Origin of the sequence: Kitasatospora sp. NPDC088346, assembly GCF_044740765.1 — a bacterium.
In the GTDB taxonomy this organism is placed as follows: Bacteria; Actinomycetota; Actinomycetes; order Streptomycetales; family Streptomycetaceae; genus Kitasatospora.
The window spans coordinates 50,422-75,736 of the sequence record NZ_JBIURH010000008.1 but is presented as its reverse complement, the minus strand read 5'-3'; the positions used below and the strand labels follow the sequence as shown (position 1 = coordinate 75,736).

The following is a 25,315-nucleotide window of genomic DNA, read 5'->3' as shown; positions in this document are numbered from 1 at the left end:
CACCGCAGCACCCCCGACCGCAGGAGGCCAGCCACCGATGCCGGAACCAGCCTGGCGCCGCGAGCACGAGGACCCGGACTACCGCTTCACCCTCGCCAACGAGCGCACCTTCCTGGCCTGGATCCGCACGGCACTGGCCCTATTGGCCGGCGCGGTCGCGATCGACCAGCTCACCCCCGGCCTCGCACCCGCCCCCGTCCGGGCGGCCCTCGCGGTGGTCCTGGCGCTCGGCGGCGCCGGGCTCGGCGCGGCCGCGTACCGCCGCTGGGTGCGGGTCGAACGGGCCATCCGGGAGGGCGGCCGGCTGCCGTACACCCGGATCATGCTGGTGCTGACGGTCTGCGTGGTGGTGGCCGCCGTGGTGTTGAGCGCCCTGGTCATCGGCTCCGTCCGGTGACCGCGCCCCCGACCGGCCGCGACCCGGGCCTGCAGCCGGAGCGGACCCTGCTCGCCTGGGGGCGCACCGCCCTGCTCCTGACCGTTGACGCGCTGCTGATCCTGCGCACCGGCCTGATCTCCCGACAGCCCGGGCTGACCGCGCTCGGCGGTCTGCTGGCAGCCGCCGCCTGCGGGTTCCTCGGGTACGGGGTGCACCGCCGGCGCCGCCTCGAACGCCCGGGGGCGGACCCGGAAGCCGTCCGGGTGACGCCGCTGCGGATGCTGGCCCTGACGGTGGCGGTGGCCGCGCTGGGCAGCGCGTGGTGCGTGCTGACCGCCCCCGGAGCAGGCCCCGTCACCGAATAGTGGTCCAGACCACCAGGCGGCCCGGCACCTGTTTTTCCACCAGCGTTTGCCGGCGGGTGTATACGTTCGCGGACCGGGCCAGGCATACTGGCCAGGTCGGGCACGTCCGCCCGGCTGGCATTTCGGCGAGAACTTCCGCGAAAGGACCGGTGGTCAGGGATGTTCCGTAACGGTTTTGAGCCCTGGCACCTCATCATCATGGTGGTCGTGCTCGTCCTGCTGTTCGGCTCCAAGAAGCTGCCCGAGATGGCGCGCGGCCTCGGCAAGTCGATGCGCATCCTCAAGGCCGAGACCAAGGCCCTGCGCGAGGACGACGCCCCGGCCGAGGCCCAGAACGGCACCGCGCAGAGCGCGGCCGAGCAGCCCCGCCCGGCGGTCGCGCCGACCACCGTCACCAAGTCCGCCGACACCACCAAGTCGGCCACCGGCGCCTGAGCCCCCGGCTCCCGAGCCCCCGTTCCGTCGCCGACGGAACGGGGGCTCTGTCGTCGCCGGACGGCGGGACGGTCGAGTAGCCGTCCGATTTGTTCTGTTATCTCCTAGTACTCGACGATCGCGCCGAGTGCTCGGAGGACTCCCATGGCAACCCCAGGAGCACCGGAACCGGAACAGCCTGCGCACTCGGACAAGCCCCCGGCCCCGGAACCGCCCTCGCCACCGGCCACACCGGCCCCGTCAGAACCCGAGTCCCCGACGCCACCGCCCACCCCGGCCGCGCCGCCGGCCCAGGAGCCGTCCGAGGCCCAGGAGCCGTCCGACGGCCGGAAACAACCCGCGGCCCAGGAGCCGTCCGCCGGCCAGGAGCCCGACGAGCTCACCGAACTCCGGCAGCGGGTCGCCGTCCTGGAGAAGAAGACCCCGGCCCCGCCCCGGCACCGGCTCCGGTCCCTGCTCGCCGCCGTCCTGATCACCCTCGCGGCCGTGCTGACCCCGCTGTCGGCCATCGCCACCTGGACCAACTCGCAGATCTCCGACACCGATCGGTACGTCGCCACGGTCGCCCCGCTGGCCAAGGACCCGGCGGTGCAGAGCGCCGTCACCAACCGGGTGACCGACCTGATCATGCAACAGCTGCCGATCGACAGCCTCCTGGCGGACATCGCCCCCGCCGACCGGCCACTCCTGGACACCGCGCTCAAGAAGATCGGCCCCGCCCTGACGAGCGGTCTGACCGGCTTCGTGCACGACCAGGTGCAGCGGCTGGTCGAGAGCGACGCCTTCGCCACCGTCTGGGTCAACGCCAACCGCAACATCCACGCGGCCGTGGACAAGGCGCTGACCGGCAAGGGCGGCGGCGCCGTCGAGATCAAGGGCGACACCGTCACCCTCGACCTCGCGCCGCTGATCGACGAGGTGAAGACCCGCCTGGTGGACCGGGGCGTGGGCATCGCCGCCAAGATCCCGGAGGTGCACACCGACATCACGCTGATCCGCTCCGACAGCGTGCAGAGCGTCCAGACCGGCTTCCGCCTGCTGGAGCTGGTCGGCTTCTGGCTTCCCGTGGTGACCCTGCTGTGCGCCGTCGGCGGCGTCCTGCTGGCCGCCCGGCGCCGGCGCGCGGTGGTCACCACGGCGATCGCGATGGCCGTCGGCGCGGGGGTGCTCGGGATCGGACTGACGGTCTTCCGGGTGATCTACCTGGACAAGCTTCCGGCCGGCGTCAACCAGGACGCCGCGGCGGCGGTCTACGACGCGCTGGTCCGGTACCTGCGCGCCGCCGTCCGGATGCTGCTGGCGCTGGGCATCGTGGTCGCGCTGGGCGCCTGGCTGTCCGGCGGCGGCCGCCGGGCGGGCGCGGTACGGGGCCTGTGGCAGGCCGGCCTCGGCGCCGTCCGGGATGCGGCGGAGCGGCTGGGGATGCGGCTCGGCCCGGTCGGCCGCTTCGTCCACCGCTGGAAGGCGTGGCTGGGCTGGGGCGTGACCTGCGTACTCGCGCTGGTCCTGCTGCTGTGGAGCTACCCGACCGTGGCGGTGGTGATCTGGCTGGCCCTGCTGCTGCTGCTGGTGCTGGCGATCCTGGAGTTCCTGGACCAGCCGGACGAGCCCGACCGGCCCGACCGGCCCGCCGGGCCCGGCGACCCCGCCACGGCCGCCGGCGGCTGAACGGCGACGGGCCGGGCCGGTCGTCCTCCGCGGCATATTGGGAAGGTAGGCTATCCATTCAGCGGAGACCAGGGAGCGGACAGCCATGCGAATCGGCGAGTTGAGCAGCCGGACCGGCGTGCCGGTACCCACGATCAAGTACTACCTGCGCGAGGGGCTCCTCCCCGCCGGTGAGCTGACCAGCCCGAACCAGGCCCAGTACGGCGACACCCACGTCCACCGGCTGAAGCTGGTGCGCGCCATGATCGACGTCGGCCGACTCTCGATCGCCTCGGCCCGCGAGGTGCTGGCCGCCCTCGACACCCCGGGCCGTTCCCTGCACGACACCCTCGGCGTCGCCCTCGGCGCGGTCACCGCGCCCACCCCCGCCACCGGCGTCGAGAGCGCCGGCGAGAGCACCGCCCGGGAGCAGGCCGACCGGGCGGTCGAGAAGCTGGTCGACCGGCTCGGCTGGCAGGTCACCGCCGACAGCCCCGCCCGGCAGGCGCTGGCGCAGGTGATCGTCGCCTTCCACACCCTCGGCCAGGACGAGCTGATCGGGCTGCTGGACGACTACGCCGCCGCGGCCGAACGGCTCGCCGCCGCCGAGGTCGCCGCCGTCGCCACCCATCCGGACCCGGACGGCCTGGTGGAGAGCGCCGTCATCGGCACCGTCCTGGGGGACGCGGCGCTCGCCGCGCTGCGCCGGCTCGCCCAGGAGAACGCCTCGCACCGGCTGTTCGCCGCCCGGCCACCGGCCCCCGCCCACCTCGGCTGACCGGGCCCGGCCGGCCGCACCGCCCGAACGGCGCAGGCCGGCCCGGCGTTGCGCGGTCCCGTCCCGCAGGCTGGACGGGACCGACGTGGCCCGACCCCGGGGGAGCCGATGATGAGCAGAGCCCCCCGGCCGGTGGCGTGGGTGGTCTCGCTCGGCCTCCCGGTGCTGCTGTTCGCCCTCTGGTTCGTGATCCCGATGGGCGTCTTCGGGCCGCAGCACCCGGTGGCCTCCTGGATCTCGTTCGGCCTGGCGCTGGTCGGGGTGGCGATCACCCTGCTCCGGCAGATCCAGCAGGAGCTGCTCGGCGAGCGCGGCCACCCGGTACTGGTGATCGTCATGCTGCTCTGCTTCTCGATCCTGCTGTTCTCCACCGCGTACCTCGCGATGGCCCGCACGCCCGGGGAGTTCCAGGGGATCAGCACCAAGGTGGACGCGCTCTACTTCACGGTGATCACCATGGCCACCGTCGGCTACGGCGACATCGTGCCGTCCGGGCAGGTCGCCCGGGTGGTGGTGATGCTCCAGATCCTCTACACCCTGGTCTTCCTGACCGCGGGCGCCACCGCGATCAACCGCCGGCTGCGCAGCAGCCTGGAACAGCGGGTGGACCGGCGGCGGCACCGCGGCTGAGACGGCCGGGCGGGCGACGCCGCGGGTGCTCCCGCGTCAGCCGTTCGGGTCCTGCTGCTGGGCGTGCACGGAGGCGATCAGCGAGGCCAGCCGGGACTGCCAGGCCTGCGCGGTGTCGCCGTCGACCGCGCGCCGCTTGGCGAGGTCGCGGACGAGTTTCTGGGCATCCTTCAGCTGGTCCTCGGCGGCGTCCGGGCGACGGGCGACCACCGACCTGGCGGCCTCGTCCAGGACCTGCAGCAGCTCCTCCTGACGGTCCCGGTCGCGATTGATCCTGGTCTGCGCGACGACCGCCCTGAGCTGCGCGATCCCGACCGCCGGGTTGGCCTTCCCGGACGGCGACGCGGAGGGGGACGGCGACGTGCCGCGGTCGGGCGAGGCGGAGGGCGCCGTCGAGGGCGCGGCCGTCGACGCGGACGGGACCGTCACCGGGGCGGCGGAGGGGGACACCGGCGCGGCGACCGCTCCCCCCGAGGAGTCGCCGAGGCTGAGCGCCGCGACCACGACGGCGACGGCCACGGCCGCGACCCCCGCACCGGCGATGACCAGCGGTCGGCGGCTCGGGGCCGGCGGCTCCCCGCCGCGGTCGTCCCGGTGCCCGCCGCCGTCCCCGTACCCGCCCCCGCGCTCACCGGGCGAATCGAACGGGACCGGCGGCAGCACCGAGGTGTGCCGCTCACCCGGATGCCGGGGCGCGGGCGCGGCGGACTGCGGGGCCCGGGCCATCAGCGGCGGACCGGTCGGCGACTGGGCGAGCAGCCCCGCCGGGACGGGCGGCAGCACCTGGGTGGCCGCGCCGGCCCCGAGCAACTCCCCGGTGCGGTCGGGCTGGTACGTACCGGGAACGGCGGCGAGCAGCTCGGCCCGGGCCTGGCCCGCGCCGGCCGGCCGGCCGTCGGGGCTCTTGGCGAGCAGCCGCAGCACCGCGGCGTCCAGGGCCGCCGGCACCTCCGGGCGGTGCACGGAGACCGGCACCGGATACTCCGTGACGTGCTTGTAGGCGATCGCGACGGGGGTGTCGGCGTCGAACGGCGGGGCGCCGGTGAGCATCTCGACCAGGACGCAGCCGACCGCGTAGAGGTCCGCGCGGGCGTCCACGGCGCCGGCGGTTGCCTGCTCCGGCGAGAGGTAGGCGGCGGTGCCCAGCACGGTCGCACTCTGGGTGAGCCGCCCGGCGGCGGAGGATCCGGCCCGGGCGATGCCGAAGTCGACCACCTTCACCCCGCCGTCAGCGGTGATCATGATGTTGCCCGGCTTGATGTCCCGGTGCACCAGCCCCTGGCCGTGCGCGGCCTCCAGCGCCTCGCAGACCGCGGCCGCCACCCCGACCGCCTGCTCCAGCGGCAGCGTCCCGGCGTCGGCGATCACGTGGCTGAGCGGCCGGCCCTGCACCAGCTCCATGACGATGTACGGCGACCCCTGGTCCACCCCGGAGTCGAAGACCATCACCACCCGGGGGTGCACCAGCATCGCGGCGAGCCGGGCCTCGCGGCCGAAGCGTTCGGCGAACCGGGGGTCGTCGGCGAGGCCGCCGTTCAGCACCTTGACCGCCACCTGGCGGCCGAGCTGACGGTCGATCCCGCGCCAGACCGTGGCCATGCCGCCGACGCCGAGTATCTCGACGAGCTCGTAGCGCCCGTTCATCGCGCGTCCGATCACCGGGAACCGCTCCCCTCACTCCGACGGCCCAAGGACTGGGATCGCCTCGTGCACCTGTGCACGATAGCGGCCGGACGTTCGGGCGGGGGGCCGGAAGCCCGGGGCGGCGGACCGGCGGGCAGCCGGGCGGGCGGTGGACACGGGGGAGCCCACCGACCGCCCGGAGTCCTTCGGGTCCTGCCGTACCGCGCGGAACGCGGCCACCGGTCGGGCAGCGGGCCCGGGGGGTTCGCCCGCCGCCCGACCGGAGTTTTTGGGTCACCCCCGGCGGCTGCCGGAGGGTGCGGGGGTGGTCGTCGCCCGGCCGCTGCCGGGCTGCTGGCCGTCCTTGGTCAGGGACCGCGGATCGGGCTGCTGGCCGCCCGGCTGGTCGGAGGGCGCGCCGGGCAGCTGCTCGTGCAGCACCTCGGCGCAGTACGCGACGGTGCGCAGCGGGCCGCCGGAGGCGCGGTTGAGCTGTTGGAGGGCGGGGTCCTTCAGCAGCTCGGAGACGGCCGCGCCGGCGCGCAGCCGGTCCCGCAGCGAACGGCAGGGCGGGGCGGGGTCGGCCGGTCCGCCCGTGCCCGGACCGGTCGCGGCCGGCCCGGTGGTGTCCGCGCCGGTGTTCCGGGAGCCGTCCTCCGCCCCCGCGGACGCGCTGCCGCCGGGCGCGGGCACGCCGCCCGGGACGGCGGTGCCGGTCCGGCGGGCCGGGGCGGCCGATCCGTCGGGTGCCGGGGAGCCGGACGCGCGGCCGGGGGCGGAGCGCGGCCCCGGGACGGTGCCCGCCGGGTCGGCCGGGGCGGCGGTGCCGCGGTGGCCGGGGGCGGGGGTGCCGCCCAGGGCCGGCGGGAGCGTGCCGGTGCCCGCGGCGAAGGCGACACCGCCGAGCGCCGTGGCGGCGAACGCGGCAGCGACGGCCTTCGCGCTGAAGGCCCGCGCGAGCGCGGTGTCCGCCATGGTTCGTCTCCGGGGCTTGGCAGTCGGGTCGGGCTGTGCGGCAGTGCTGGGCTGTGCGGCCGTGCTGAGACGTGCCTCCCGGAACGCCGCCAGGGCGCGCTGCTCCCCGGCCGGCTCGGCGTCGGCTGCCCGGACGGCGGCGGCGGCGAGCAGCCCGGCGAGTGCCGGGTGACCGGTGAGGGCGGCCTGACCGGCCTCCGGGTCGGCCCCGGCACCGGCGAGCAGCTGCTCGGCGGTCTCGCGGTCGATCCGGCGGGATCGGTTGGTGCTCATCTCATGTCCTTCAGCGTCGCGGCTCTTCGCGGTGTCACACCTTGCGCAGAAATTTTTTTCGCGGCCTGTGCGGCCTGTCCGGTCTGCGCAGCCTGTCCGGCCTGCGCGACGTGCACGGCCGGCCCGGCTTCCGCCGACCCGGGCCCGGCGGGCTGTTCGGGGACCCGTGCGGGCGGCACGGACCGGGCCCGGCCGGGTACGCCGGCCGCGGCCCCGCCGGTCTGCTCCAGCAGCCCGGCCAGTCTGCGCAGCCCCCGGTGGGCGGCCATCCGGACGCTGCCGGACCGTTTGCCCAGCACCCGGGCGGCGCTCTCGGCGTCCAGCTCCAGCACCACGCGCAGCAGCACCGCCTCGGCCTGGTCCCGGGGCAGCCGGGCGATCAGCGCGAGCGCGTCGGCGGTGGTGACGGTGGCCAGCGCGGCGCCGGCGGTGTCCTCGGCGGCGGCGAGCTCGGCCAGGTACTCCTCGGGGAGGTCGGCGACCGGGCGGCGGCGCTGGCGCCTGAGGTGGTCCATGGCCCGGTTGCGGGCGATGGTGGCGACCCAGGCGCGGAAGCCGTCGGAGTCGCCGGTGAACCGGTCGAGGTCCCGGGCCACCTGCAGCCAGGCCTCGGAGGCGATGTCCTCGGCGTCCTCGGCCCGGCCGCCGACCAGGACCCGCAGGTAGCGCAGCAGGCCCGGCTGGACGGCCCGGAACAGCAGCCGGAAGGCGTCCTCGTCCCCCGTCCGGGCGGCCAGGACGGCCGCCGCCAGGTCGGCCCTGCGGTCGGGCGACCGCCCCTGGCCGATCGGGTGGCCGACCCCGTTGCCGGCGTCCGCCCCGTGGTGTTCTGCACTGTGCACCCGCCCCATCATGGGCCATCCGGGCGGGTGGTCCGACGGGCGGGTCCCGTCCCGGTCCGGGCCCGACGGGCGGGACGAAGGTCCTGCCCGCTGCTGCCGTTGGCCCGCAGCCCGCCGGGGCGTCCACGACATACGTTCGTGGACGGACGGTGCTCCCGCCCGGCCACCCCCTCCCCCACGGACCGGTGATGACGACTGCCCCCGAGCTCTTCGCGAAGGGCCTGCGCGAGCACTTCGCGCCCGCCCTGCGCGCCATGGGCTTCACCGGCGAGGGGCGGACCTTCACGCTCCCGGACGGGGCGCACCGGGCGCGGCTGACCGTCGAGGTGGTCGCGGCCGACGAGCGGTCCGTCCGCTACACGCTGCACCTCGCGGTCACCCCCCGCTCCCCTCGACCGGACCCCGCCGATCCCGGAAGCCCCGCGCCGGCGGCCGGGTGGCGGGCCCGGATCGGCGACCTGCTGCCGGTCGGCGACGAGGTCCGGTGGGAGGTGGCGCCGGGGCCGCGCTGGCTGGTCGCCGTCGAGGACTCGGTGGCCGCCGTCCGGCACTACGCGCTGCCGGAGCTGCGCTGCCGGCTGGCGGACCCGGGCGCCGTCCCGTACCTGTCGGCCGGCGAGCTGGCGGCGGTCAACGCCGCCCTGGCGCAGGCCGCCCTCCCCCGGATCAAGCGCGCCGAGCTGGACGGCGGCGAGCTGCGGCTGCAGGGTGCGTGGAGCCGGTTCGACCCGGTCGCCCGGGAGGTGCTGGAGGCCACCGCGGAGGGTTTCCTGTCGGCCGGCGACGAGCGCTTCGACCGGGTCCGCTGCCTGGACACGCTGGGCCGGGAGCTCTGGGTGTTCGGCGCGCCGGAAGCCCCCCGGACGGAACCGCCGACGGCCCGCGGCCCGTCCTGATCAACAGCCGGGGGGCACGAGGCCTTCGGGCGGGGACAGGACGCGGGGGACGCAGCGGCATGCGCAGCAGCGAGACGACGGACGACCGACAGCTGGCCTGGGACGGCTGCCTCAACGTGCGCGATCTCGGCGGTCTGCCCACCGTCGACGGCCGCCGCACCCGCCGGGGAGCCGTCGTGCGCGCCGACAACCTCGACTCGCTGACCGACGAGGGCTGGGCGGCCCTGCGGGCGTACGGCGTGCGGACCGTGGTCGACCTGCGCGACGAGGCGGACTTCCGGCCGCGGCTGGCCCACCCGGCCGACGTCGAGCTGGTCCGGGTGCCGCTGGACGAGCTGGCCGGCCCCGACTGGTGGGCCCGCTTCGGCGCGCTGGACGGCACGCCGCTGTCCTTCCGCCCTTACCTGGACGACTGCCCGCACGCCGTCGCCGCGCTGGTCCGCGCCGTCGCCACGGCCCGTCCCGGCGGCGTGGTGGTGCACTGCGGGGCGGGCCGGGACCGCACCGGGCTGGCCACGCTCGTGCTGCTCGCGGTCGCGGGGGTGCGGGCCGAGGCGATCGCCGCCGACTACCTGCTCAGCACCGAGAACCTGCGTCCGCTGTGGGGCATGCTCGGGCGGCCCGACGAGGCGGCGGTGACCGAGGAGATCCTGCGGGAGGCGGGCACCACCGCCGAGGCGGCGCTGCGCGAGGTGCTCGCCGAGTTCGAGCCGGAGTCCTACCTGCCCGCCGCCGAGCTGGCCGCCGTCCGGGCCAGGCTGCTCGGCTGAGCCGCGCCGCGCGCCGGTCCCGGAACGCCGTGGGCGCCGCTCACCAGAGACGGTCGATCGCCCCGGGGTACAGCGCGATCCGGGCGCCCGGGAAGGACGCCCGGTGGGCGCGGGCGTGCGGGGTGACGAAGTCCGCCAGCACCACCTTGTCGAAGCCGGGCCGGTCGCTCGGGAAGGGCTCCTGCGGGGTGCCGCCGACCAGGACCGTCCCGGGCAGCGGCTGCCAGCCGGCCCCGCGGTAGAACGGCTCCAGCGGCCGGTCGCAGCTGAACACCCCGAGGTCGGCGCCGAGTTCGGGCAGGTACGTGCGGGCCGCGGCGACCAGCCGGCCGCCGTGGCCGCGGCCCCGGCGGGCCCGGTCGGTGACCACCGCGGACAGCCCGCAGGCCCGGAACACCTGCCCGGCGTGGCTGATCTCCTTGCTGAGCAGGTCGAGCGCGGCCACCACCCGGTCGCCGTCCAGCAGCAGCATCGAGCGGGGCAGCAGCGCCGGATCGTGGCCGACTCCCGGGTCCGGCTGCCCGGTCGGCCAGGCCTGTTCCTGCAACTCCCACACCTGGCGCCGCAGTTCGGCCGGCACCTCGGCCTCGGGGTGGACCACCAGCTCCATCTGCCAGACTCCCGTCATGATCTTCCGGACCGCCACCCGCCGGGACCTGCCGGCCGTCCTCGCCCTGCTCGCCGACGAGGACACCGTGGTCGACCCCGGCTCGATCGTCGTCGGAGCAGCGTACGAGGCCGCGTTCGCCGCGATCGACGCGGACCCGCGCAACGAACTCCTGGTGCTGGACGGCGGCGACGGCACCGTGCTCGGCAGCCTCCAGCTGACCTACGTCCCGGGGCTGGGCCGCGGCGGCGCCGAACGGGCGCTGATCGAGGCCGTCCGGGTGCGCGCCGACCGGCGCGGCGAGGGGCTCGGCCGGCAGCTGCTGACCGCGGCCCTCGAACGGGCCCGGGCGCGCGGCTGCGCACTGGTCCAGCTCACCAGCAACAAGGACCGCGACCGGGCGCACCGCTTCTACGGCTCGCTCGGCTTCGTCGGCAGCCACGACGGCTTCAAGCTGACCCTGGACCCGCCCGCCGGCCCGGCCCGGCGACCGCGGTGAACCGGTGCCGCGCGCGGTAATCCGGTGGCCGCGAACGGCCCTTCGTGGCAAGACTGACGGCATGGTTGACTTCGCCGACTTCGACACCCGCAACTACCCGGTGGTGGACGTCCGCACCGGCTACGCCGGCTGGGCCGGGACGTACGAGCAGACCGTGCAGGACGCCATGGACCTCGCGGTGCTGGCCGAACTCGCCGTCCCCCGCTGGGCCGCGGCCGCCCGGGTGGCCGACCTGGGGTGCGGCACCGGCCGCACCGGCGCCTGGCTGCGCGCGCAGGGCGTGGGCGCCGTCGACGGCGTGGACATCACCCCCGAGATGCTGGCCCTGGCCCGTGCCAAGGGCGTTCACGACCGGCTGGTCGAGGCGGACCTGGCCGCCACCGGCCTGCCGTCGGACGGCTACGACCTGGCGGTCTCGTCCCTGGTCGACGAGCACCTGGCCGACCTCGGCCCGCTCTACCGCGAGGCCCGGCGGCTGACCCGCCCGGGCGGGCTGTTCGTCCTGGTCGGCCTGCACCCGTACTTCATCATGGCCGCCGGCATGCCCACCCACTACGACGCCGCCGACGGCTCCTCGACCGCCATCGCCACCCACGTCCACCTGGTCAGCGACCATCTCTCGGCGGGCCTGGCGGCCGGCTGGGAGCTGGCCGAGATGCGCGAGGCGGTGGTGGACGACGAGTGGATCGCGCTCAAGCCGAAGTGGGAGCGCCTGCGCAGCCACCCGGTCTCCGCCGCCTACGTCTGGCGCAACCCCGTCTGAGACCGCCTCAGAGCCCCGAGCTCGGGCTGGTCAGCACCCGGGTGCGGCCGTCGGCGCGGGCCGCCAGCCCGGCCGTCAGGCGCAGCGAGCGGGCCGGGCCGAGCAGGGTGAGCGCCTCCTCGGGGGTGGCCCAGCGGTGGTCGTCGAGCTCTCCGGCCGGCAGGGAGACGGGAGTGTCGGCCGCCATCGTGCCCAGGTCGAACAGGAAGTGGCTCGCCGGGTGGTCGAGCCCGCCGGAGGGGTTGGTCCAGGCGACCACCAGCAGCTCGCCGGCCTCGCGGACGATGCCGGTCTCCTCCGCCAGCTCCCGGGTGGCGCACTGCCGGGGGTTCTCGCCGAGGTCGACGGTGCCGCCGACGAACTGCCAGTACTCGCGGTAACCGGCCTTCACGATCAGCACCCGGCCGGCCGGGTCGGTGATCAGGCAGCCGGCGGCGGCGTACACCCGGTGCAGCGAGGCGAGCCACTCCTCGCGGGTCTGGAGCAGCGGGCTGTCCGACATGGCACTCCTCGGGGACGGGACGGTGTCGCGACCCACTCTCGCACCACGGGCCCGCGCCGGGCGGGCGAACGGGGCGGTGCCCGCCGTGCGGACACCGCCCCGTCGGGGCGCTCAGTGCGCGGAGTGCTTCTCGGCACCGCGGTGCCGGTGGCCCGGGAGCTCGGCGTGACGGGCCTGGCCGGGCGGCGGGGCGGTGGCCGCGAAGGCCCGGCGCCCGCCGTGGCTGAAGGTGTCGTCGCCGAAGTAGGGACCCTCCCGGGCGGCGGTCGGGTTGTCGGTGTGGAGCTGCGGGGCGAGCGGGCTGGTGCTGGTCGCCATCGAGCGGCGTTCCAGGATGTCCTGGGTGCCCCGGCGGAGCTTCGTCATCTTGGCCGTCGATCGTTTGGTCATCATCGACCTCCCTCCGGCGGCCGCCGGTCTCCGCGGGCTGCGGGTCGGGCGGCTGCACTGCTGCGGCATCCGTTCGGGTATGCCCGCATATCAGCTGGTATACACCCCTGATTGATCCCTGGCATTCCGTCGAGCACCGGCCGCCGTTCGGACCCGTGTGCAACGATGCCGCGTGGCTACGGTGATACAAGATGAGCAGTCCCCGACCTCATCCGCCGAACGCCCGGCGCAGGAGGCACCGGGCGGCGGCGCCCTGCGGGTGCGGCATCCCGCGGCACTGCTGCGCCTGCTGGTCGGCCTCGCCGCCGTCGGTCTCACCCTGCTGATCGCCGACTACGCCCAGCGCACCGCCCTCGGCCTGGACCGCGACATATCCGACGGCGCCGGCCTGCTGCCCGACACCCCGGTCCGGGTGGTCGGCGCGCTGTGCACCGCCGCCCTGCTGCTCGTCCCGCCGGCGTTCGCCACCGCCCGCCTGCTGCGCGGCGACCGGCGCCGGGTCACCGACGGCGTCCTCGCCGCCGTGATCGCGTACGCGCTGGCGCTCGCCCTCGACCTCGGCGTCGACGGCCTGGCCACCCTGACCCACCCCGCCCCGGGCGGCGGGGGCCGCACCGACCCGGTCTACGGGCACCTGGCCCCCGTCCTGGCCTTCATGACCACCGTCGGCACCGTCGGGCTGACCCGCTGGCGCACCGCCCTCGCCGTCGCACTCACCCTCGCGGGCCTGTCCGGGCTGCTCACCGGCTACGCCACCCCGCTCTCCCTGCTGCTCGGACTGCTGGTCGGCTGGACCGCCGCGCACGGCACCCGGTACGCGCTCGGCGAGCCCACCAGCCTGCCCACCGAGCGCCGGCTGCGCAGCACCCTCGGCAAGGCGGGCGTGCGGCCGGACACCATCCGCCGGACCGGTCCCAGCCGCTACCTGGTCACCCAGCGGGACGGCCGCCCGGAGCTGGAGGTCCGGCTGCTCGACCGGCAGGCGCAGGCCAGCGGCCTGCTGCACCGGATCTGGCAGCTGCTGCGCCTGCGGACCGCACCGCCCGCGCTCGGCCTGCGCCCGCTGCGCGCCGGCCTGGAGCGCCAGGCGCTGCTCGCGTACGCCGCGACCGCCGCCGGCGTCCGCACCCCCGAACCCGTCGCGGTCACCGAGCTCGGACCGGGCGCCGCCCTGGTCGCCTACCCCCGGCTGTCGGCCCGGCCGCTGCACGAGCTCACCGACGCCGAGCTCACCGACGAGGTGCTGGCCGACGCCTGGGGACAGCTGCGCCTGCTCCAGCGCCGGCAGCTGGCGCACCGCACCATCGGCCCGGACAGCCTGCTGGTGGACGGGACCGGCGCCGTCCACCTGGTCGACCTGGCCGACGGCGAGATCGCGGCCGGCGAACTGCTGCTCAAGCTGGACCTCGCCGGGCTGCTCACGGTACTCGCCCTGCGGATCGGGCCGGAGCGCGCGGTGCTGAGCGGGATGGCCGTGCTAGGCCCGGCCGCCGTCGGCGCGGCGCTGCCCCTGCTGCAACCGATCGCCCTCGCCCGGGACACCCGGGCGGCGCTGCGCGAGCACCCCGCGCTGGTCGCCGAGGTCCGCGCGGAGGTGCTGCGCAGCCTGCCGCAGGCGCCGGCCGAGCCGGTCCGGCTGGAGCGGCTGAGGCCGCGCACCCTGATCACCGTGGTGGCCGGGATGCTGGCCGGCTTCCTGCTGCTGAAGGAGCTCTTCAGCGGCAGCAACCCGATCACCGTGCTGGCCGGGGCCGACCCGCTGTGGCTGGCGGCGGCCGCGCTGGCCTCCGCCGCCAGCTATCCGGCCGCCACCCTCGGCTTCATCGGCTTCGTCCCGGAGCGGCTGAAGTTCGGCCGGGCCCTGATGACGCAGGTGGCCGGGTCGTTCGTGAAGCTGGTGTCGCCCGGCGCGGTCGGCGGGGTGGCGCTGAACACACGCTTCCTGCAGCGCAGCGGCATCCCGACCGCCCAGGCGCTGTCCAGCGTCGGCGCCGCCCACCTGCTCGGCCTGATGTTGCACCTGCTCCAGGTCGCCTGCTTCGCCTGGCTGCTGGGGCGCGGCACGCAGACCGAGATGCCCGACCCGGCCGTGATGGCGGTGATCCTGTCCGGTCTCGGCCTGCTGCTGCTCTGGGTGGTGGCGGTGCCCCGGCTGCGCCGCCGGCTCCAGGCCCTGCTGCGGCCGCTGCGTGCCGAGGTGCTGCCGCGGCTGCTCGACCTGCTCCAGCAGCCGGGCAAGCTGGCGGCCGGGCTGGCCGGGCAGCTGCTGGTCTCGGTGATGTTCGTGACCTGCCTGTACTGCTGCGCGCGGGCGATCGGGCAGAGCCCGCAGTTCGCGGCGGCCGGTTTCTCCTTCATGGCCGGCAACGCGGTCGGCTCGGCCGTGCCGACCCCGGGCGGGGTCGGCGGGGTCGAGGCCCTCCTGCAGCAGCTGCTGGTCGGCACCACCGGCATGGACATGGGCACGGCGCTGGCCGTCGTGGTGCTGTACCGGCTGCTCACCTTCCTGCTGCCGGTGCTGCCCGGCTGGGCCGCGTTCGCGTGGCTGCAGCGGCGCAAGGCGCTCTGAGCACCGGCGGGTCGCGGCGGCGGGGCGGTCAGACCCGGTACTCGTCCTCGTCCAGGTCGACCTCGCGGACCTGCTCGACGGCGTCGCCGTCGTCGGAGTCCCCGGCCCCCAGCGCGCGGCGCTCACTCAGCAGTTCGAGGTCGTCGCCGAGGTGGTCGGCCACCTCGCGCTCCTCGTCGTCCGCCTCGACGACCACCGGCGATTCCTCGTCGAAGTCCTCCGGGAATTCGGGGCTCTCAGGATTCTGGGGCATGTCGCCAGTATCCGCCGCCGGCCGGCGCTTGGCACGGTGCACAGCGGCGGTCGGCGTGTTGCCCGCCCGCCCGCCGGCGCCCGGTGGCACCCGCCCTCACGCCGCCGGTTCGAGCACCTTGCGGGTGATCCGTTCGGCCACGGCGGCGACCAGGTTCCGCGAACGGCGCGGCGCCAGGTGGGCGGCGAGCAGGTTGCTCAGGCCGGGCGTGACGTACGGGCGGTCACGGTCCAGGGCCCGCAGCGCGGCGCGGACCACCGTCGCGGGGGTGGCCATCCGGCCGGCGACGGCCGCCCTGCGGGTGCCGATCGCCTCGAAGAAGCCGGTCTCCACCGGGCCGGGGCACAGGGCCAGCACCCGCACCCCGCGCCGCCGGTACTCGTGCCGCAGGGCGAGGCTGAAGTTCAGCACGAAGCTCTTGGTCGACGCGTAGACGGCGAAGTAGGGCGAGGGCTGGAAGGCCGCCACCGAGGCCACGTTGACCACCGCGCCGGAGCCGCGGGCGAGCATCCCGGGCAGCAGGGCGTGCGCGAGGTCGACCGGGGCCACCACGTTGACCATCAGCTGCTCGTGGTCGCGGGCGGCGGCCGTCTCCTCGAAGCGTCCGCAGGTGCCGAACCCGGCGTTGTTGACCAGCAGGTCCACGGTGCGGCCCAGGGCGTCCAGCTCCGCGGCGATCAGCCGGGCCGCGCCGGGCTCGGCGAGGTCCTGGACCACCACGTCGACCCGGACACCGTGGGCGAGACGCAGGTCGGCGGCGAGCGCCCGCAGGCGGTCGGCGGAGCGCGCGGTGAGGACCAGGTCGTGACCGCGGGCGGCGAGCTGGGCGGCGAACTCCGCGCCGAGGCCGGACGAGGCACCGGTGACGAGGGCGGTGGGCATGGCGGGGCTCCTTGGGGTCGGTCGGGCCGACAGCGACAGCAACTGATACAGAACAGTAGCTTTTTCTCGGGAAACCGCAACAGCACTGTCGCAGTTATTGGGCGAACCGATGCTCAGCTGTATCGTCTGTCCGAGAGCGGACCGGGAGGCACGGATGAGCGGCACGACGGCGGGGCGACCGCTGCGCGCGGACGCGGAACGCAGCGTGCGGGCCATCCTGGCGGCCGCCGAACGCGTCCTGGCGGCCAATCCGGCCGCCTCCGTGGAGCAGATCGCCGAGGCCTCCGGCGTCGCCCGGACCACCGTGCACCGCCGCTTCGCCAACCGGCAGGCCCTGGTCGACGCGCTCGCCGCCTCCGCCGTGCGGCAACTGGCCACCGCCATCGAGGAGAGCCGCCCGGACTCCTCACCGGCCCTGGTCGTGATGCACCGGGCCACCGCCAACGTGATCCGGGTGAAGGGCGCCTGGAGCTTCGCGCTCAACCTGCCCGCCCGGGAAGGCGGCGAGGCCGCCGCCGGCTGGGCCGAGATCGACCGGCGATGCCTCGAACTGCTCGCCAAGGCGCAGGCGGAGGGCGTGATCGACCCCGCGGCCGACCTCCCCTGGGTGGCCCGGGTCTACTACGCGCTGCTCGGCGAGGCCGTCCACGGACGGCCCGAGGGCGAGGAGGTCGACCCGGAGGCGCTCGCCGCACGGATCGTCGACACCCTGCTGCACGGCGCCGGGCCGCGCCGGTAGCCCCCCGACCGCCCTCAGTCGCTGTTCTGCTGCCGCTCCGCGCCGGTGTCGAAGTAGGAGTCCAGGTAGTCGTCGGGCTCCAGCGGGCTCTCCCGCAGGAGCGAGAACACCTCCGCCCCGGAGCCGGGCCGGTCGAACATCCGGTACGCCTGCGCGATGGCCAGGTACTCGAAACCGCCCCCGGCCGCGTACTCCCCGGCCTCGGCCTCGGCCAGCTCGATCGCCCGGTCGATCGAATCGGCGTACCAGAGCGTGATCCGCTCCTCGTACGCCTGCGGCCGGCTGTCCCAGCGGAACACGCACCGCACCCCGTACCAGCCGAACCCGTCCTCGTCCGCCATGCCGCCGCCCTCCCGCGCAGATCGGCGAAGCCTAGCCGGAACGGATCCGGGGCCGCCCGTCAGCGCTGCGTCCCGATCGGGGGCCGCCGCTGCTCACCGAGCCTGGCCAGCAGGGCGACGAACCTCCGGAACGCGCTCTGGCAGGTCGCGTAGCGCTCGTACGCGCGATGCGAGCGCACCAGCACGGCGCCCCGCGGCCCGTGCACCGTCCACACCCAGCCGAGCCCCTCGCGGACGTGGGTGATCCGGGCCGCCAGGACGGGCCCCGCCGCGACCAGGGCGGCGAAGGCCCGCTCGGAGTCGGCCGCCGACTCGTACACCGGCGGGGAGGCCGCGACCATCCGCCCGTTGGGGGCCTTCAACTGCCACCGGAAGCGGCCCCCGACGGCGTGGTCCGACTGCAGGCCCTCCCAGCGCGCCGGCCCCGCGCCGCCGTGCCGATCGAACGCCGGACCATCCACTGCCGCCCCCGGAGGTCGAGGCCCCACGGGCCGCTCGGCGCGGGACCGCTCCCGAACGGCCGTGGCGCAGGCGAGGACCAGGTGTGAAGTCATGACCGAACGCGTCAAAGCTACGTGTGCACACCTGGCACCGGAAGCGTGATCGGGCCGTCGGCGCGCATCTTCCCCGGGAAGTTCCCCCGCGTTAATCCGTCCGACCACCGGCCTCCTCCCGATCCGCCCACCGCCAGTCAACTCGCCGACGGCGACACGGCTTTGGCCACATCGAGTGACCTCCCGGCGGACACGCCGAGCGGGCCCGGGGGCCGCTGCCAGGATCGTGGCCGCACCCCCGCTCCCCCTCCCGTTCCCCTCTCCCGTTCCCCCTCCCCCGGTCCGCGCGACCACCCGCGCGGCCGCCCCCACCCGAGGAGCTCCGTGACCGAAGAGACCGACCGGACGGTCCCGCCCGGACCGAGCCGGAACCGCCCCGCCGACGACCGCACCGCCGACAGCCGCCCCGCCGACGACCGCACCGCCGAGAGCGGCCCCGCCGACGACCGTCCCGACGAGAGCCTCCGGCTGCAGTTCCCGAGCGAACGCCGGATCCACACCCAGCGGCCGATGTCGGTGGCCGCCATGAGCCGCCGGCTGCCCCAACTCGTCCGCCGGGCCTTCGCCCTGGCCTGGCGGGTCGACCGCACCTCCACCGTCCTGCTGCTCCTCCTCCAGGCCCTGTCCGGCGTCCTCGGGGCCGTCGCCCTGATCGCCACCACCGCGACCATCGGTCTGGTCGCCACCGGCCGGATCGCCGACCACTTCGGCCGGGCCGTGCCCTCCCTCGCCGTGCTCGGCCTGGCCACCGGCCTGCGGGCGCTGGCCGGGATCGCGATCACCGGACTGTCCGAGCGGCTGGCCCCCCGGATCGGCCGCGAGGGCGAACTGACCCTGCTGGAGGCCGCCACCTCCGCCGAACTGGCCGCCTACGACACCCCCGGCTACAACGACAAGTGGGACGCCGCCGACCGCGGCGCCGACGTCTCCAAGGAACTGATCGGGGACGCCCAGAACCTGATCGCCTCCGCCGTGTCGCTGCTCGCCGCCGCCTCCGTGCTGACCGTGCTGCACCCCCTGCTGCTGCCCTTCCTGGTGGCCGCCTCGGTGCCCTCCGGCCTGGCCGCCGTCCGCTCCGCCCGGGTGCACTACCTCGGCATGCTCGCCACCTTGGAGGACCGCCGGCTGCTCGGACTGCTCCGCTGGTTCCTGGTCGACAAGACCACCGCCGACCAGGTCCGGTCCGACACCGTCGCGGACTTCCTGATCGGCCGCTACCGCGAGGCCGGCGCCCGGATCGACCGGACCACCGACGAGGCCGCCTGGCGGGCCGCCCGGATCACCCTGGTCGGCGCCCTGGCCGCCGGACTCGCCTCGCTGACCGTCTGGGCCGTCCTGGTGTGGCTGCTCACCACCGGCCGGATGGGCGTCGCCGCGGCCGGCACCGCCGTCATCGGCCTGCGCACCGCCGCCACCGGGCTGCAGGGCATCGTCGGCTTCGGCGCCCGGCTCTACCGGCTCGGCCTGTACCTGGACGACTGGGCCGAGTTCGTCGAGCTCGCGGGCGGCCACCGGATCGACCGCGGCACGGTCCGTCCGGACGGCCCCGCGCAGGTCGAGGTCCGGGACGTCTCCTACACCTACCCGGGCGCGGACCGGCCCGCACTGGACGGCGTGTCACTGCGGCTGGCCCGCGGCGAGATCGTCGCCCTGATCGGCGAGAACGGCTCCGGCAAGACCACCCTGATGAAGTGCCTGGCCGCCCTCAACCTGCCGCACGGCGGCGAGGTGCTCTGGGACGGGGTGCCCACCCGCGCGCTGGACGCCCGGGCCGCCTGGCGGCGCACCGCCGTCGTCCCGCAGGAGTTCGCCCGCTGGCCGCTCACCGCACGGGACAACATCCAGCTCGGTCAGTCGCTGCGCGGCGGCGACGAGGCCGTGCTGCGCGCCGCCGCCCTGTGCGGGGCGGACGAGGTGATCGGCGGGCTGCGGTCCGGGCTGGACACCCTGCTGGCCAGGGAGTGGTGGGGCGGCGTCGAGCTGAGCAGCGGTCAGTGGCAGCGGATCGCGGTCGCCCGGGCGCTGCACCGCGAGGCCGGCCTGCTGGTCCTGGACGAGCCCACCTCCGACCTCGACGCCCGGGTCGAGCACCGGATCTTCCACAGCCTGCGCGCCCTCGCCCGGGACCGGGCGATCATCCTGGTCACCCACAACCTGATCAACGCCGCGGTGGCCGACCGGATCGTGGTGATGCGCGCCGGCCGGATCGTCCAGACCGGCAGCTACCCCCAACTCACCTCCGAGCCGGGCCTGTTCCGCGAGCTGTGGCTGCTCCAGCGCGACCGGGGCCGGCTCCCCGTCCAGCGGACCACCGGCGAGGACTGACCCCGCCCCGGGGCCGTCGCCCCGGGACGGTCCGGCCCGGGGCGCCGGCGGCACCGCTCCCACCCCGTCAGACGTTCGAGCGCACTGGCCTAGGCTGTCCCGCATGGTGATGCAATCCGCTAGACGCCGTCGACTGCTGGTCGCCCTCGTCGCCTTCGTCGTTTCCGCGGGCGCGACGATCATGGCTGCCGATTCCTCACCCACGACACCCTCGGACGTGCCGGAGTCCGCACCGCTGGTCGCCGTCTCCAACGCCCCGCAACAGGGCACGGAGAAGCTGCACATCGGCGTCGCCTACGGGGACACCCTCACCTGGAAGTCGGACCTCGGGCTGGCGTCCGGGCTGGACGACGCGGTCGCCCTGGGCGCCAAGTGGGTCCGGGTGGACCTCTCCTGGCGGGACATCCAGCCGGACAACCCGAAGAACTTCAACTGGCCGCGGTTCGACCGGGTCGTCAAGGCCGCCCACGAGCGCGGGCTGGCGGTCCTCCCGACGATCGGCTTCACGCCCGCCTGGGCGCAGCGCAGCGGCTGCGCGCGGGACGACTCCTCCTGCGCCCCGGCCGACGTCGACAAGTTCGCAGCCTTCGCCAAGGACGCGGCCAAGCGGTACGCCCCGCTCGGCATCCACACCTGGGAGATCTGGAACGAGCCGAACATCCCGTTCTGGGCCCCCAAGCCCGACCCCGCCGCGTACACCGAACTGCTGAAGGCCACCAGCAAGGCGATCCGCGGCGCCGACCCGCAGGCGTACCTGCTGATGGGCGGCCTCGCCGCGGTCGGCACCGACCCGGCCAAGGGCTACGTCTCGCACACCGAGTTCCTGACCGAGGTCGCCAAACTGGGCGGCAACCGCCTGGTGGACGCGGTGGCGTACCACCCGTACACGTACCCGTACCTGCCCAGCGCGAAGACCGACTTCGGGACGGCCTTCGAGGACATCAGCAGTGCCAAGGACAACCTGATGGCCGTGCTGGAGAAGTACGGCACCCCCGGCATGCCGATCTGGCTCACCGAGACCGGCGCGGCCACCAACGGCCCGGGCCAGGCCAGCGACGGCAAGACCATCCCGCCGAACACCACCCACGTCACCGAGGGCTTCCAGGCCGAGATCGCCACCGACACGGTGCCGGCCGCGGCGGCCAACCCGCACGTGGCCGCGGTGTTCTGGTTCGAGGACCAGGACAGCGGCACCGACAAGGACAAGGGCCAGCGCTCCAAGTTCTACGGGCTGCGCCGCTACGACGGCACGCCGAAGCCGGCGTTCGCCGCGCTCAGGACCTCCATCGCGGCCTACGCGCGCCAGCAGCAGCACTGAGCCGCGCTCAGCGGCCCGGCAGCGACCTGAGCACCGTGAGGTAGCGCTCCATCAGGCCGTCCCAGGCGTAGCGCTCCTCGACCCGGCGGCGGCCGGCGGCGCCGATCCGGTCGGCCAGTTCACCGTCCGTCAGGACGCTCCGGCAGGCGGCGGCCAGCGCGTCGTGGTCCCCCGGCGGCACCAGCAGGCCCGACTCGCCGTCGGCTCCCAGCACGTACGGGATCCCGCCGACCGCGGAGCCGACCACGGGCGTGCCGCAGGCCATCGCCTCGACCAGCGCCATGCCGAAGGACTCGGCCTCGGTACGGGAAGGCAGCACCAGGAGGGCCGCCGTGCGCACCGCCTCGACCAGCGCGGCGCCGGTCAGTTCGCCGGCCGCCTCGACCCGGTCCGCGATGCCGAGCTCCGTCGCCAGCCCGAGCAGGTCGGGCAGCGCGTCCCCGCCACCCACCAGCCGCAGCCGGGCGCCGGGCAGGTCGGCCAGCCCGGCGAACGCCCGGACCAGGACGTCCACGCCCTTCCAGGCGGAGGAACGGTCCAGCCGCCCGACGTACAGCACGGTCCGCGGGCGCCCGGAGGGCGGTGCGCCGGGGGTGAACCGCGCGGTGTCGACGCCGGGGGTGATCTCCGTCGTGTGCCGGTGGCCGGTGGCCAGCGACACCGGGGAGACCGCGACCAGGGCCCGGGCCCGGGCGAACACCCGGGGCAGGACGTGCCGCTCGTACCCCCCGATCAGCCGGTCGGCCGCACCGCTCCCGGGCGCACCCTTGTGCATCGATCCGGCGTGGTAGGTCAGCACGGCGGGCCGGCGCCCCGAGAACGCGACCGCGAGGTCGGCCAGCCCCGGCACCGGCGCGTGCGCGTTCACCAGCTCCGCCCCGGTCCGGCGCAGCCAGCGGCGCAGCTGGAACGGCCAGAGCGGGCTGAGCGGCGTGTTCGACAACCGCAGCCAGACACCCAGCCGGACGACCTGCACGCCGTCCTCGGTGGTCACCGTGGTGCGCAGGCCGGAGGGGGCCGTGGTGATGACGACCGGTCGCAGGTCGGGGGCGTCGGCCAGCGCCCGCGCCACCCGCGCCGCGTAGTTCTCCACCCCGCCGACCTTCGGCGGGTAGTAGGGCGCGACCACCGCCACGGTGCGCCGCGCCGCGCGGTCCGCACTCATGCCGCCGCCTTCAGCAGTTCGCTGAAGCGCTCGGCGTCCCGGACGTACCCGGGCATCCGGTCGCGGAGCACGGCGCGGTACTCCGGCGGGTCGGCGCGCAGGGCCGACACCAGGTCCCACAGCCGCTCGTCGGTCACCTGATCGATCGGCAGCACCCACCGGGCCAGGCCGAGGTCGGCCATGATGCCGCGGGTCTTGTGCTCGTACTCGATCGCGACGCAGGGCACGCCACTGGTCAGCGAGAAGATCACCGAGTGGAAGCGGGTGCCGATCAGCATCGAGCACTCGTTGTAGAGGCCCTTGAGGTCCCGGTAGTCGACGCGCTCCTCGATCCGCAGCGGCGAGCTCCGGCAGTACCCGGCGATCCGCCGTTCGACGATCCGGTCGTCGTCGCCCAGGTAGTCCGTGGTCACCTGGGGGATCAGCACCACCCGCGCACCGTCCGACCGGAGCCGGTCGATGGTGGCGGCCAGCGCCCGCTCGTAGCGTTCCTGGGCCGCCGGGGCCAGCCAGCGGCGCGCGGTGATCCCGACCAGCGGCTGCTCCGCGCCGACCCCGAGCCGCGCGCGCCAACCCTGCTCGACCACCGGGTCGAAGGCGAAGCCGGCGTCGACGGCCCGCTCCACCCGGCCGGCCGGCACGCCGCACTCCGCCAGCAGCCCGACGCTGACGTCCTCCCGCGCGAGCACCAGGGCCGCCCGGCGCAGCACCCGGCCGACCAGCCATCGCTGGGCCCGGCCGGGGAACGGCCCGAAGGACTGCGGGGCGAACACCACCGGCACCCCGGCCTGCTGGGCGAGCAGCGCGGGCAGCAGGACGAAGAAGACGTTCTGGTAGCCGTCCAGGCCGGGCCTGGCCAGCAGGTAGCCGCCGCCCATCGAGACCACCAGGTCGGCCTGCGCGACCGCCTCGGCCTCCCGGCGCGCCTCGGCCGGCAGCAGCCGCAGCAGCGGCCGGGCGAGCGCCCGGGGCAGCAGCAGGGCGACCACCGTCAGGACGGCGACCACCAGCCGCCGCAGCAGCCGGCGCGGCAGCGGGACGCCGCCGTCGGCGACGTGGCGGCGGATCGAGCCCAGGTTGGCCACGCCCTCGAACGACGGGTGGACGGCCGCGTCCTCCATGCCGGCGATGCTCACCGCGGCATCCGGGAAGGCCTCCCCGACTTGCCGCAGGCAGACCGAGAGCAGGGCGGCGTCGCCCGCGTTCTCGCGCACGTACGCGTTGATGACCACGATCTTCATCAGTGGGGTCCCTCGGCTCGGATCGGTCCTGGTTCACGGTGGACGGGGTACGGCGCCGCACCCGGCGGCGGGGTGCCCCACGGCGGGCCGGGCGGCGCCTGCGCCGGTGGGGCCGTCCGCGGCCCGGGCGGGGTGTGCGTCGCCGGCCAGGCCTGCGGGACGGGTCCGGCCAGTGGGACGGATCCGGCCGGCGGGACCGGCGGGGGCCGGAACGTGGGCGGCGGCGCGGCGGCGGTCCGACGGCCGATCAGGGCCACCGCGGCGTAGAGCCCCGAGGCCAGGTTGCCCGCGCCCCAGGCCCAGCCCAGCCAGACCAGCCCGCGCGGCGCCCACAGCGCCGCCAGGCCGATGGTGACCACCGCGTAGACGACGTTGCTGAGGATCAGGTGCTTCATCCGCCGGGCCAGCTTGAGCGCGAAGCTCGCCCAGGTGTTCAGGGCGACCGCGAGGGCGCCGCAGGCCAGCACCACCAGCAGGCCGTGCGCACGCGTCGCGTACCCGCCGCCGAACATCCGCAGCAGCAGCCCGCTGCCCAGCGCGACCACCACGACGGCCGGCAGCTGCACCGCGGCGATGATCCGGGCCGAGCGCCTGAGCAGCTCCGCGAACCGCGACTCGTCGAAGGAGACCTCGGCGAACAGCGCCTCCCCCACGGCCGTGGAGACGGCGTTGAGCAGCCCGGCTATCTGGAAGGCCACGAAGTAGTAGCCGGCCGAGGCCGCGCCCAGCTCGTGCAGGACGATCAGCGGGGTGGCCATCAGCGGGACCAGGTTGAGCAGGCTGGAGACGTAACTGGCCACCGAGAACCGCAGCTGCTCCCGCAGCCGGGTGCCGCGGGTCCGGAAGTCGAACCGGAAGCCGAGCCTGCGCCGCATCAGGAACAGCGAGGCCAGGACGGCGACCAGGTAGCCGCCGCCGGTGGCGCCCACGATGCCGACCGAACCGAAGGCGACCAGACCGACCGGGAGCGCGAGCTTGACGAGGCCCTGGAGCAGCCCGTCCACGATCACGTTGTACTGCGGCATCCGGGCGCTGATGAAGACCGAGTCGGTCAGCAGGTTGACGGCGGCGCAGGCGCAGCAGAGCACGAAGCCGACCGCCGCCACCGGGTGGTCCCGGACGAAGAGCAGCTTCTCCCCGTAGAGCGGCAGCCCGAGCAGGTAGACCGTGCCGGCCGCGCAGGCGACGGCGCCCACCAGTGCGATCGACTGGGTGACCTGGGCGTTGCGGGCGAAGGCCGGTGCCGGGAACCGGATCAGGGTGCTGTTCAGCCCGAACAGGCTCAGGTAGGCGAGCAGTGAGGTGGCCGAGATCAGCGAGGTCGCCATGCCGACCTGCTCCGGCGTGTAGAACCGGGCGACGACGACCCAGAAGAGGAAGCCGAGCGCCGCCGTGACCACGGTGGAGGCCAGCAGGAAGAAGGAGCTGCGGTACACCTGGTCCGGCGGGCGGGCGTGCCTGGCGCCACGGGCGTCGGCCTGGGCGGCGGCCGGTCTACCGGTGGCGGGTCTGCCGCCGGGCGCGCCCCGGTGCCTAGCCACGGCGTCGGCGGAC

General features: G+C 75.4%; 27 protein-coding genes. 14 read left to right on the top strand and 13 right to left on the bottom strand.

Going from position 1 to position 25,315, the window contains the following annotated elements; genetic code table 11:
• Nucleotides 1–37 precede the first annotated feature (37 nt).
• The 6 genes from ACIOFR_RS13625 to ACIOFR_RS13600 all read left to right on the top strand — a co-directional run bounded on the left by ACIOFR_RS13625 (nt 38) and on the right by ACIOFR_RS13600 (nt 4,234).
• Nucleotides 38–397 carry a YidH family protein gene (locus ACIOFR_RS13625; protein WP_400996013.1) on the top strand — a complete coding sequence of 120 codons (360 nt, stop codon included), beginning with the start codon at nt 38–40 and terminating at the stop codon, nt 395–397.
• Nucleotides 394–744: a DUF202 domain-containing protein gene (locus ACIOFR_RS13620; protein WP_400996011.1), complete on the top strand. Its 351-nt coding sequence runs from the start codon at nt 394–396 to the stop codon at nt 742–744. The genes ACIOFR_RS13625 and ACIOFR_RS13620 overlap by 4 nt, the downstream gene beginning before the upstream one ends.
• A 159-nt stretch (nt 745–903) precedes the next feature.
• Nucleotides 904–1,179 carry a Sec-independent protein translocase subunit TatA gene (tatA, locus tag ACIOFR_RS13615; protein WP_400996008.1) on the top strand — a complete coding sequence of 92 codons (276 nt, stop codon included), beginning with the start codon at nt 904–906 and terminating at the stop codon, nt 1,177–1,179.
• A 144-nt stretch (nt 1,180–1,323) separates the two neighbouring features.
• Nucleotides 1,324–2,847, top strand: coding sequence for a hypothetical protein (locus ACIOFR_RS13610; protein ID WP_400996006.1), 1,524 nt, complete (start codon nt 1,324–1,326; stop codon nt 2,845–2,847).
• 85 nt (nt 2,848–2,932) lie between these two features.
• Nucleotides 2,933–3,604: a MerR family transcriptional regulator gene (locus ACIOFR_RS13605; RefSeq protein ID WP_400996003.1), complete on the top strand. Its 672-nt coding sequence runs from the start codon at nt 2,933–2,935 to the stop codon at nt 3,602–3,604.
• A gap of 111 nt (nt 3,605–3,715) precedes the next feature.
• A complete protein-coding gene (locus ACIOFR_RS13600; protein WP_400996001.1) occupies nt 3,716–4,234 on the top strand; it encodes a potassium channel family protein in 519 nt (172 codons plus the stop codon).
• A 36-nt stretch (nt 4,235–4,270) separates the two neighbouring features.
• Here the strand turns inward: ACIOFR_RS13600 and ACIOFR_RS13595 are convergent, their stop codons facing one another.
• The 3 genes from ACIOFR_RS13595 to ACIOFR_RS13585 form a co-directional block, all read right to left on the bottom strand.
• On the bottom strand, nt 4,271–5,893 hold the full coding sequence (locus ACIOFR_RS13595; RefSeq protein WP_400995999.1) for a protein kinase: 1,623 nt from the start codon (nt 5,891–5,893) through the stop codon (nt 4,271–4,273).
• Nucleotides 5,894–6,151: 258 nt separating this feature from the next.
• On the bottom strand, nt 6,152–7,105 hold the full coding sequence (locus tag ACIOFR_RS13590) for a hypothetical protein (RefSeq protein ID WP_400995996.1): 954 nt from the start codon (nt 7,103–7,105) through the stop codon (nt 6,152–6,154).
• Nucleotides 7,102–7,947: an RNA polymerase sigma factor gene (locus tag ACIOFR_RS13585; RefSeq protein WP_400995993.1), complete on the bottom strand. Its 846-nt coding sequence runs from the start codon at nt 7,945–7,947 to the stop codon at nt 7,102–7,104. The genes ACIOFR_RS13590 and ACIOFR_RS13585 overlap by 4 nt, the downstream gene beginning before the upstream one ends.
• Nucleotides 7,948–8,135: 188 nt before the next feature.
• On the opposite strand from ACIOFR_RS13585, the gene ACIOFR_RS13580 reads away from it, so the two are divergent.
• Together ACIOFR_RS13580 and ACIOFR_RS13575 are read left to right on the top strand one after the other, a co-directional pair.
• Complete coding sequence (locus tag ACIOFR_RS13580; RefSeq protein WP_400995991.1) at nt 8,136–8,843, top strand: hypothetical protein; 708 nt, start codon at nt 8,136–8,138, stop codon at nt 8,841–8,843.
• A gap of 59 nt (nt 8,844–8,902) precedes the next feature.
• Nucleotides 8,903–9,613 carry a tyrosine-protein phosphatase gene (locus tag ACIOFR_RS13575; protein WP_400995988.1) on the top strand — a complete coding sequence of 237 codons (711 nt, stop codon included), beginning with the start codon at nt 8,903–8,905 and terminating at the stop codon, nt 9,611–9,613.
• A gap of 40 nt (nt 9,614–9,653) precedes the next feature.
• Here ACIOFR_RS13575 and ACIOFR_RS13570 read toward each other — a convergent pair whose 3' ends face one another.
• Nucleotides 9,654–10,241, bottom strand: a complete 588-nt coding sequence (locus tag ACIOFR_RS13570) for a GNAT family N-acetyltransferase (protein WP_400995986.1) — start codon at nt 10,239–10,241, stop codon at nt 9,654–9,656.
• Between ACIOFR_RS13570 and ACIOFR_RS13565 the strand changes: the two genes are divergently transcribed.
• Together ACIOFR_RS13565 and ACIOFR_RS13560 are read left to right on the top strand one after the other, a co-directional pair.
• Nucleotides 10,240–10,719 (top strand): GNAT family N-acetyltransferase, encoded by a 480-nt coding sequence (locus ACIOFR_RS13565; RefSeq protein WP_400995983.1) that lies wholly within the window; start codon nt 10,240–10,242, stop codon nt 10,717–10,719. The genes ACIOFR_RS13570 and ACIOFR_RS13565 overlap by 2 nt on opposite strands.
• 61 nt (nt 10,720–10,780) lie before the next feature.
• Nucleotides 10,781–11,482: a class I SAM-dependent DNA methyltransferase gene (locus tag ACIOFR_RS13560; protein WP_400995980.1), complete on the top strand. Its 702-nt coding sequence runs from the start codon at nt 10,781–10,783 to the stop codon at nt 11,480–11,482.
• A 7-nt stretch (nt 11,483–11,489) separates the two neighbouring features.
• Here ACIOFR_RS13560 and ACIOFR_RS13555 read toward each other — a convergent pair whose 3' ends face one another.
• Together ACIOFR_RS13555 and ACIOFR_RS13550 are read right to left on the bottom strand one after the other, a co-directional pair.
• The gene (locus ACIOFR_RS13555; RefSeq protein WP_400995978.1) at nt 11,490–11,984 is read right to left on the bottom strand and encodes an NUDIX domain-containing protein; all 495 of its coding nucleotides are present in this window, start codon (nt 11,982–11,984) and stop codon (nt 11,490–11,492) included.
• A gap of 111 nt (nt 11,985–12,095) precedes the next feature.
• Nucleotides 12,096–12,374, bottom strand: a complete 279-nt coding sequence (locus tag ACIOFR_RS13550; protein ID WP_400995976.1) for a hypothetical protein — start codon at nt 12,372–12,374, stop codon at nt 12,096–12,098.
• Nucleotides 12,375–12,546: 172 nt separating this feature from the next.
• Between ACIOFR_RS13550 and ACIOFR_RS13545 the strand changes: the two genes are divergently transcribed.
• Complete coding sequence (locus tag ACIOFR_RS13545) at nt 12,547–14,943, top strand: lysylphosphatidylglycerol synthase domain-containing protein (RefSeq protein WP_400995974.1); 2,397 nt, start codon at nt 12,547–12,549, stop codon at nt 14,941–14,943.
• 28 nt (nt 14,944–14,971) lie between these two features.
• Here ACIOFR_RS13545 and ACIOFR_RS13540 read toward each other — a convergent pair whose 3' ends face one another.
• Both ACIOFR_RS13540 and ACIOFR_RS13535 read right to left on the bottom strand, forming a co-directional pair.
• On the bottom strand, nt 14,972–15,196 hold the full coding sequence (locus ACIOFR_RS13540; RefSeq protein ID WP_400995971.1) for a hypothetical protein: 225 nt from the start codon (nt 15,194–15,196) through the stop codon (nt 14,972–14,974).
• Nucleotides 15,197–15,292: 96 nt separating this feature from the next.
• Complete coding sequence (locus ACIOFR_RS13535; protein WP_400995968.1) at nt 15,293–16,078, bottom strand: SDR family NAD(P)-dependent oxidoreductase; 786 nt, start codon at nt 16,076–16,078, stop codon at nt 15,293–15,295.
• A 154-nt stretch (nt 16,079–16,232) separates the two neighbouring features.
• On the opposite strand from ACIOFR_RS13535, the gene ACIOFR_RS13530 reads away from it, so the two are divergent.
• Complete coding sequence (locus ACIOFR_RS13530; RefSeq protein WP_400995966.1) at nt 16,233–16,817, top strand: TetR/AcrR family transcriptional regulator; 585 nt, start codon at nt 16,233–16,235, stop codon at nt 16,815–16,817.
• Between the two features lie 14 nt (nt 16,818–16,831).
• Here ACIOFR_RS13530 and ACIOFR_RS13525 read toward each other — a convergent pair whose 3' ends face one another.
• Nucleotides 16,832–17,158 carry a hypothetical protein gene (locus ACIOFR_RS13525; RefSeq protein ID WP_400995964.1) on the bottom strand — a complete coding sequence of 109 codons (327 nt, stop codon included), beginning with the start codon at nt 17,156–17,158 and terminating at the stop codon, nt 16,832–16,834.
• A 59-nt stretch (nt 17,159–17,217) separates the two neighbouring features.
• Nucleotides 17,218–17,520 (bottom strand): hypothetical protein, encoded by a 303-nt coding sequence (locus ACIOFR_RS13520; RefSeq protein ID WP_400995962.1) that lies wholly within the window; start codon nt 17,518–17,520, stop codon nt 17,218–17,220.
• Between the two features lie 516 nt (nt 17,521–18,036).
• Here ACIOFR_RS13520 and ACIOFR_RS13515 point away from each other — a divergent pair.
• Together ACIOFR_RS13515 and ACIOFR_RS13510 are read left to right on the top strand one after the other, a co-directional pair.
• On the top strand, nt 18,037–20,037 hold the full coding sequence (locus ACIOFR_RS13515) for an ATP-binding cassette domain-containing protein (protein WP_400995960.1): 2,001 nt from the start codon (nt 18,037–18,039) through the stop codon (nt 20,035–20,037).
• Between the two features lie 103 nt (nt 20,038–20,140).
• Nucleotides 20,141–21,355: a cellulase family glycosylhydrolase gene (locus tag ACIOFR_RS13510; RefSeq protein ID WP_400995957.1), complete on the top strand. Its 1,215-nt coding sequence runs from the start codon at nt 20,141–20,143 to the stop codon at nt 21,353–21,355.
• A gap of 7 nt (nt 21,356–21,362) precedes the next feature.
• On the opposite strand, the gene ACIOFR_RS13505 is transcribed toward ACIOFR_RS13510, so the two are convergent.
• The 3 genes from ACIOFR_RS13505 to ACIOFR_RS13495 are packed head-to-tail and all read right to left on the bottom strand — an operon-like array spanning nt 21,363 to nt 25,302.
• Complete coding sequence (locus tag ACIOFR_RS13505; protein WP_400995955.1) at nt 21,363–22,520, bottom strand: glycosyltransferase family 4 protein; 1,158 nt, start codon at nt 22,518–22,520, stop codon at nt 21,363–21,365.
• Nucleotides 22,517–23,761: a polysaccharide pyruvyl transferase family protein gene (locus ACIOFR_RS13500; RefSeq protein ID WP_400995952.1), complete on the bottom strand. Its 1,245-nt coding sequence runs from the start codon at nt 23,759–23,761 to the stop codon at nt 22,517–22,519. Before ACIOFR_RS13500 ends, ACIOFR_RS13505 begins: the two co-directional genes overlap by 4 nt.
• Entirely contained in the window at nt 23,761–25,302 is a 1,542-nt protein-coding gene (locus tag ACIOFR_RS13495) for a lipopolysaccharide biosynthesis protein (protein WP_400995949.1), read from the bottom strand. Before ACIOFR_RS13495 ends, ACIOFR_RS13500 begins: the two co-directional genes overlap by 1 nt.
• Between the last annotated feature and the right edge of the window lie 13 nt (nt 25,303–25,315).

Bases quoted from the DNA above. Each gene is read 5' to 3' on its own strand.
- ACIOFR_RS13625 (WP_400996013.1), top strand. From the start codon at position 38: ATGCCGGAACCAGCCTGGCGCCGCGAGCACGAGGACCCGGACTACCGC.
- tatA (WP_400996008.1), top strand. From the start codon at position 904: ATGTTCCGTAACGGTTTTGAGCCCTGGCACCTCATCATCATGGTGGTC.
- ACIOFR_RS13610 (WP_400996006.1), top strand. From the start codon at position 1,324: ATGGCAACCCCAGGAGCACCGGAACCGGAACAGCCTGCGCACTCGGAC.
- ACIOFR_RS13605 (WP_400996003.1), top strand. From the start codon at position 2,933: ATGCGAATCGGCGAGTTGAGCAGCCGGACCGGCGTGCCGGTACCCACG.
- ACIOFR_RS13600 (WP_400996001.1), top strand. From the start codon at position 3,716: ATGAGCAGAGCCCCCCGGCCGGTGGCGTGGGTGGTCTCGCTCGGCCTC.
- ACIOFR_RS13590 (WP_400995996.1), bottom strand. From the start codon at position 7,105: ATGAGCACCAACCGATCCCGCCGGATCGACCGCGAGACCGCCGAGCAG.
- ACIOFR_RS13580 (WP_400995991.1), top strand. From the start codon at position 8,136: ATGACGACTGCCCCCGAGCTCTTCGCGAAGGGCCTGCGCGAGCACTTC.
- ACIOFR_RS13575 (WP_400995988.1), top strand. From the start codon at position 8,903: ATGCGCAGCAGCGAGACGACGGACGACCGACAGCTGGCCTGGGACGGC.
- ACIOFR_RS13565 (WP_400995983.1), top strand. From the start codon at position 10,240: ATGATCTTCCGGACCGCCACCCGCCGGGACCTGCCGGCCGTCCTCGCC.
- ACIOFR_RS13570 (WP_400995986.1), bottom strand. From the start codon at position 10,241: ATGACGGGAGTCTGGCAGATGGAGCTGGTGGTCCACCCCGAGGCCGAG.
- ACIOFR_RS13560 (WP_400995980.1), top strand. From the start codon at position 10,781: ATGGTTGACTTCGCCGACTTCGACACCCGCAACTACCCGGTGGTGGAC.
- ACIOFR_RS13555 (WP_400995978.1), bottom strand. From the start codon at position 11,984: ATGTCGGACAGCCCGCTGCTCCAGACCCGCGAGGAGTGGCTCGCCTCG.
- ACIOFR_RS13550 (WP_400995976.1), bottom strand. From the start codon at position 12,374: ATGACCAAACGATCGACGGCCAAGATGACGAAGCTCCGCCGGGGCACC.
- ACIOFR_RS13540 (WP_400995971.1), bottom strand. From the start codon at position 15,196: ATGCCCCAGAATCCTGAGAGCCCCGAATTCCCGGAGGACTTCGACGAG.
- ACIOFR_RS13535 (WP_400995968.1), bottom strand. From the start codon at position 16,078: ATGCCCACCGCCCTCGTCACCGGTGCCTCGTCCGGCCTCGGCGCGGAG.
- ACIOFR_RS13530 (WP_400995966.1), top strand. From the start codon at position 16,233: ATGAGCGGCACGACGGCGGGGCGACCGCTGCGCGCGGACGCGGAACGC.
- ACIOFR_RS13525 (WP_400995964.1), bottom strand. From the start codon at position 17,158: ATGGCGGACGAGGACGGGTTCGGCTGGTACGGGGTGCGGTGCGTGTTC.
- ACIOFR_RS13510 (WP_400995957.1), top strand. From the start codon at position 20,141: ATGGTGATGCAATCCGCTAGACGCCGTCGACTGCTGGTCGCCCTCGTC.
- ACIOFR_RS13505 (WP_400995955.1), bottom strand. From the start codon at position 22,520: ATGAGTGCGGACCGCGCGGCGCGGCGCACCGTGGCGGTGGTCGCGCCC.
- ACIOFR_RS13500 (WP_400995952.1), bottom strand. From the start codon at position 23,761: ATGAAGATCGTGGTCATCAACGCGTACGTGCGCGAGAACGCGGGCGAC.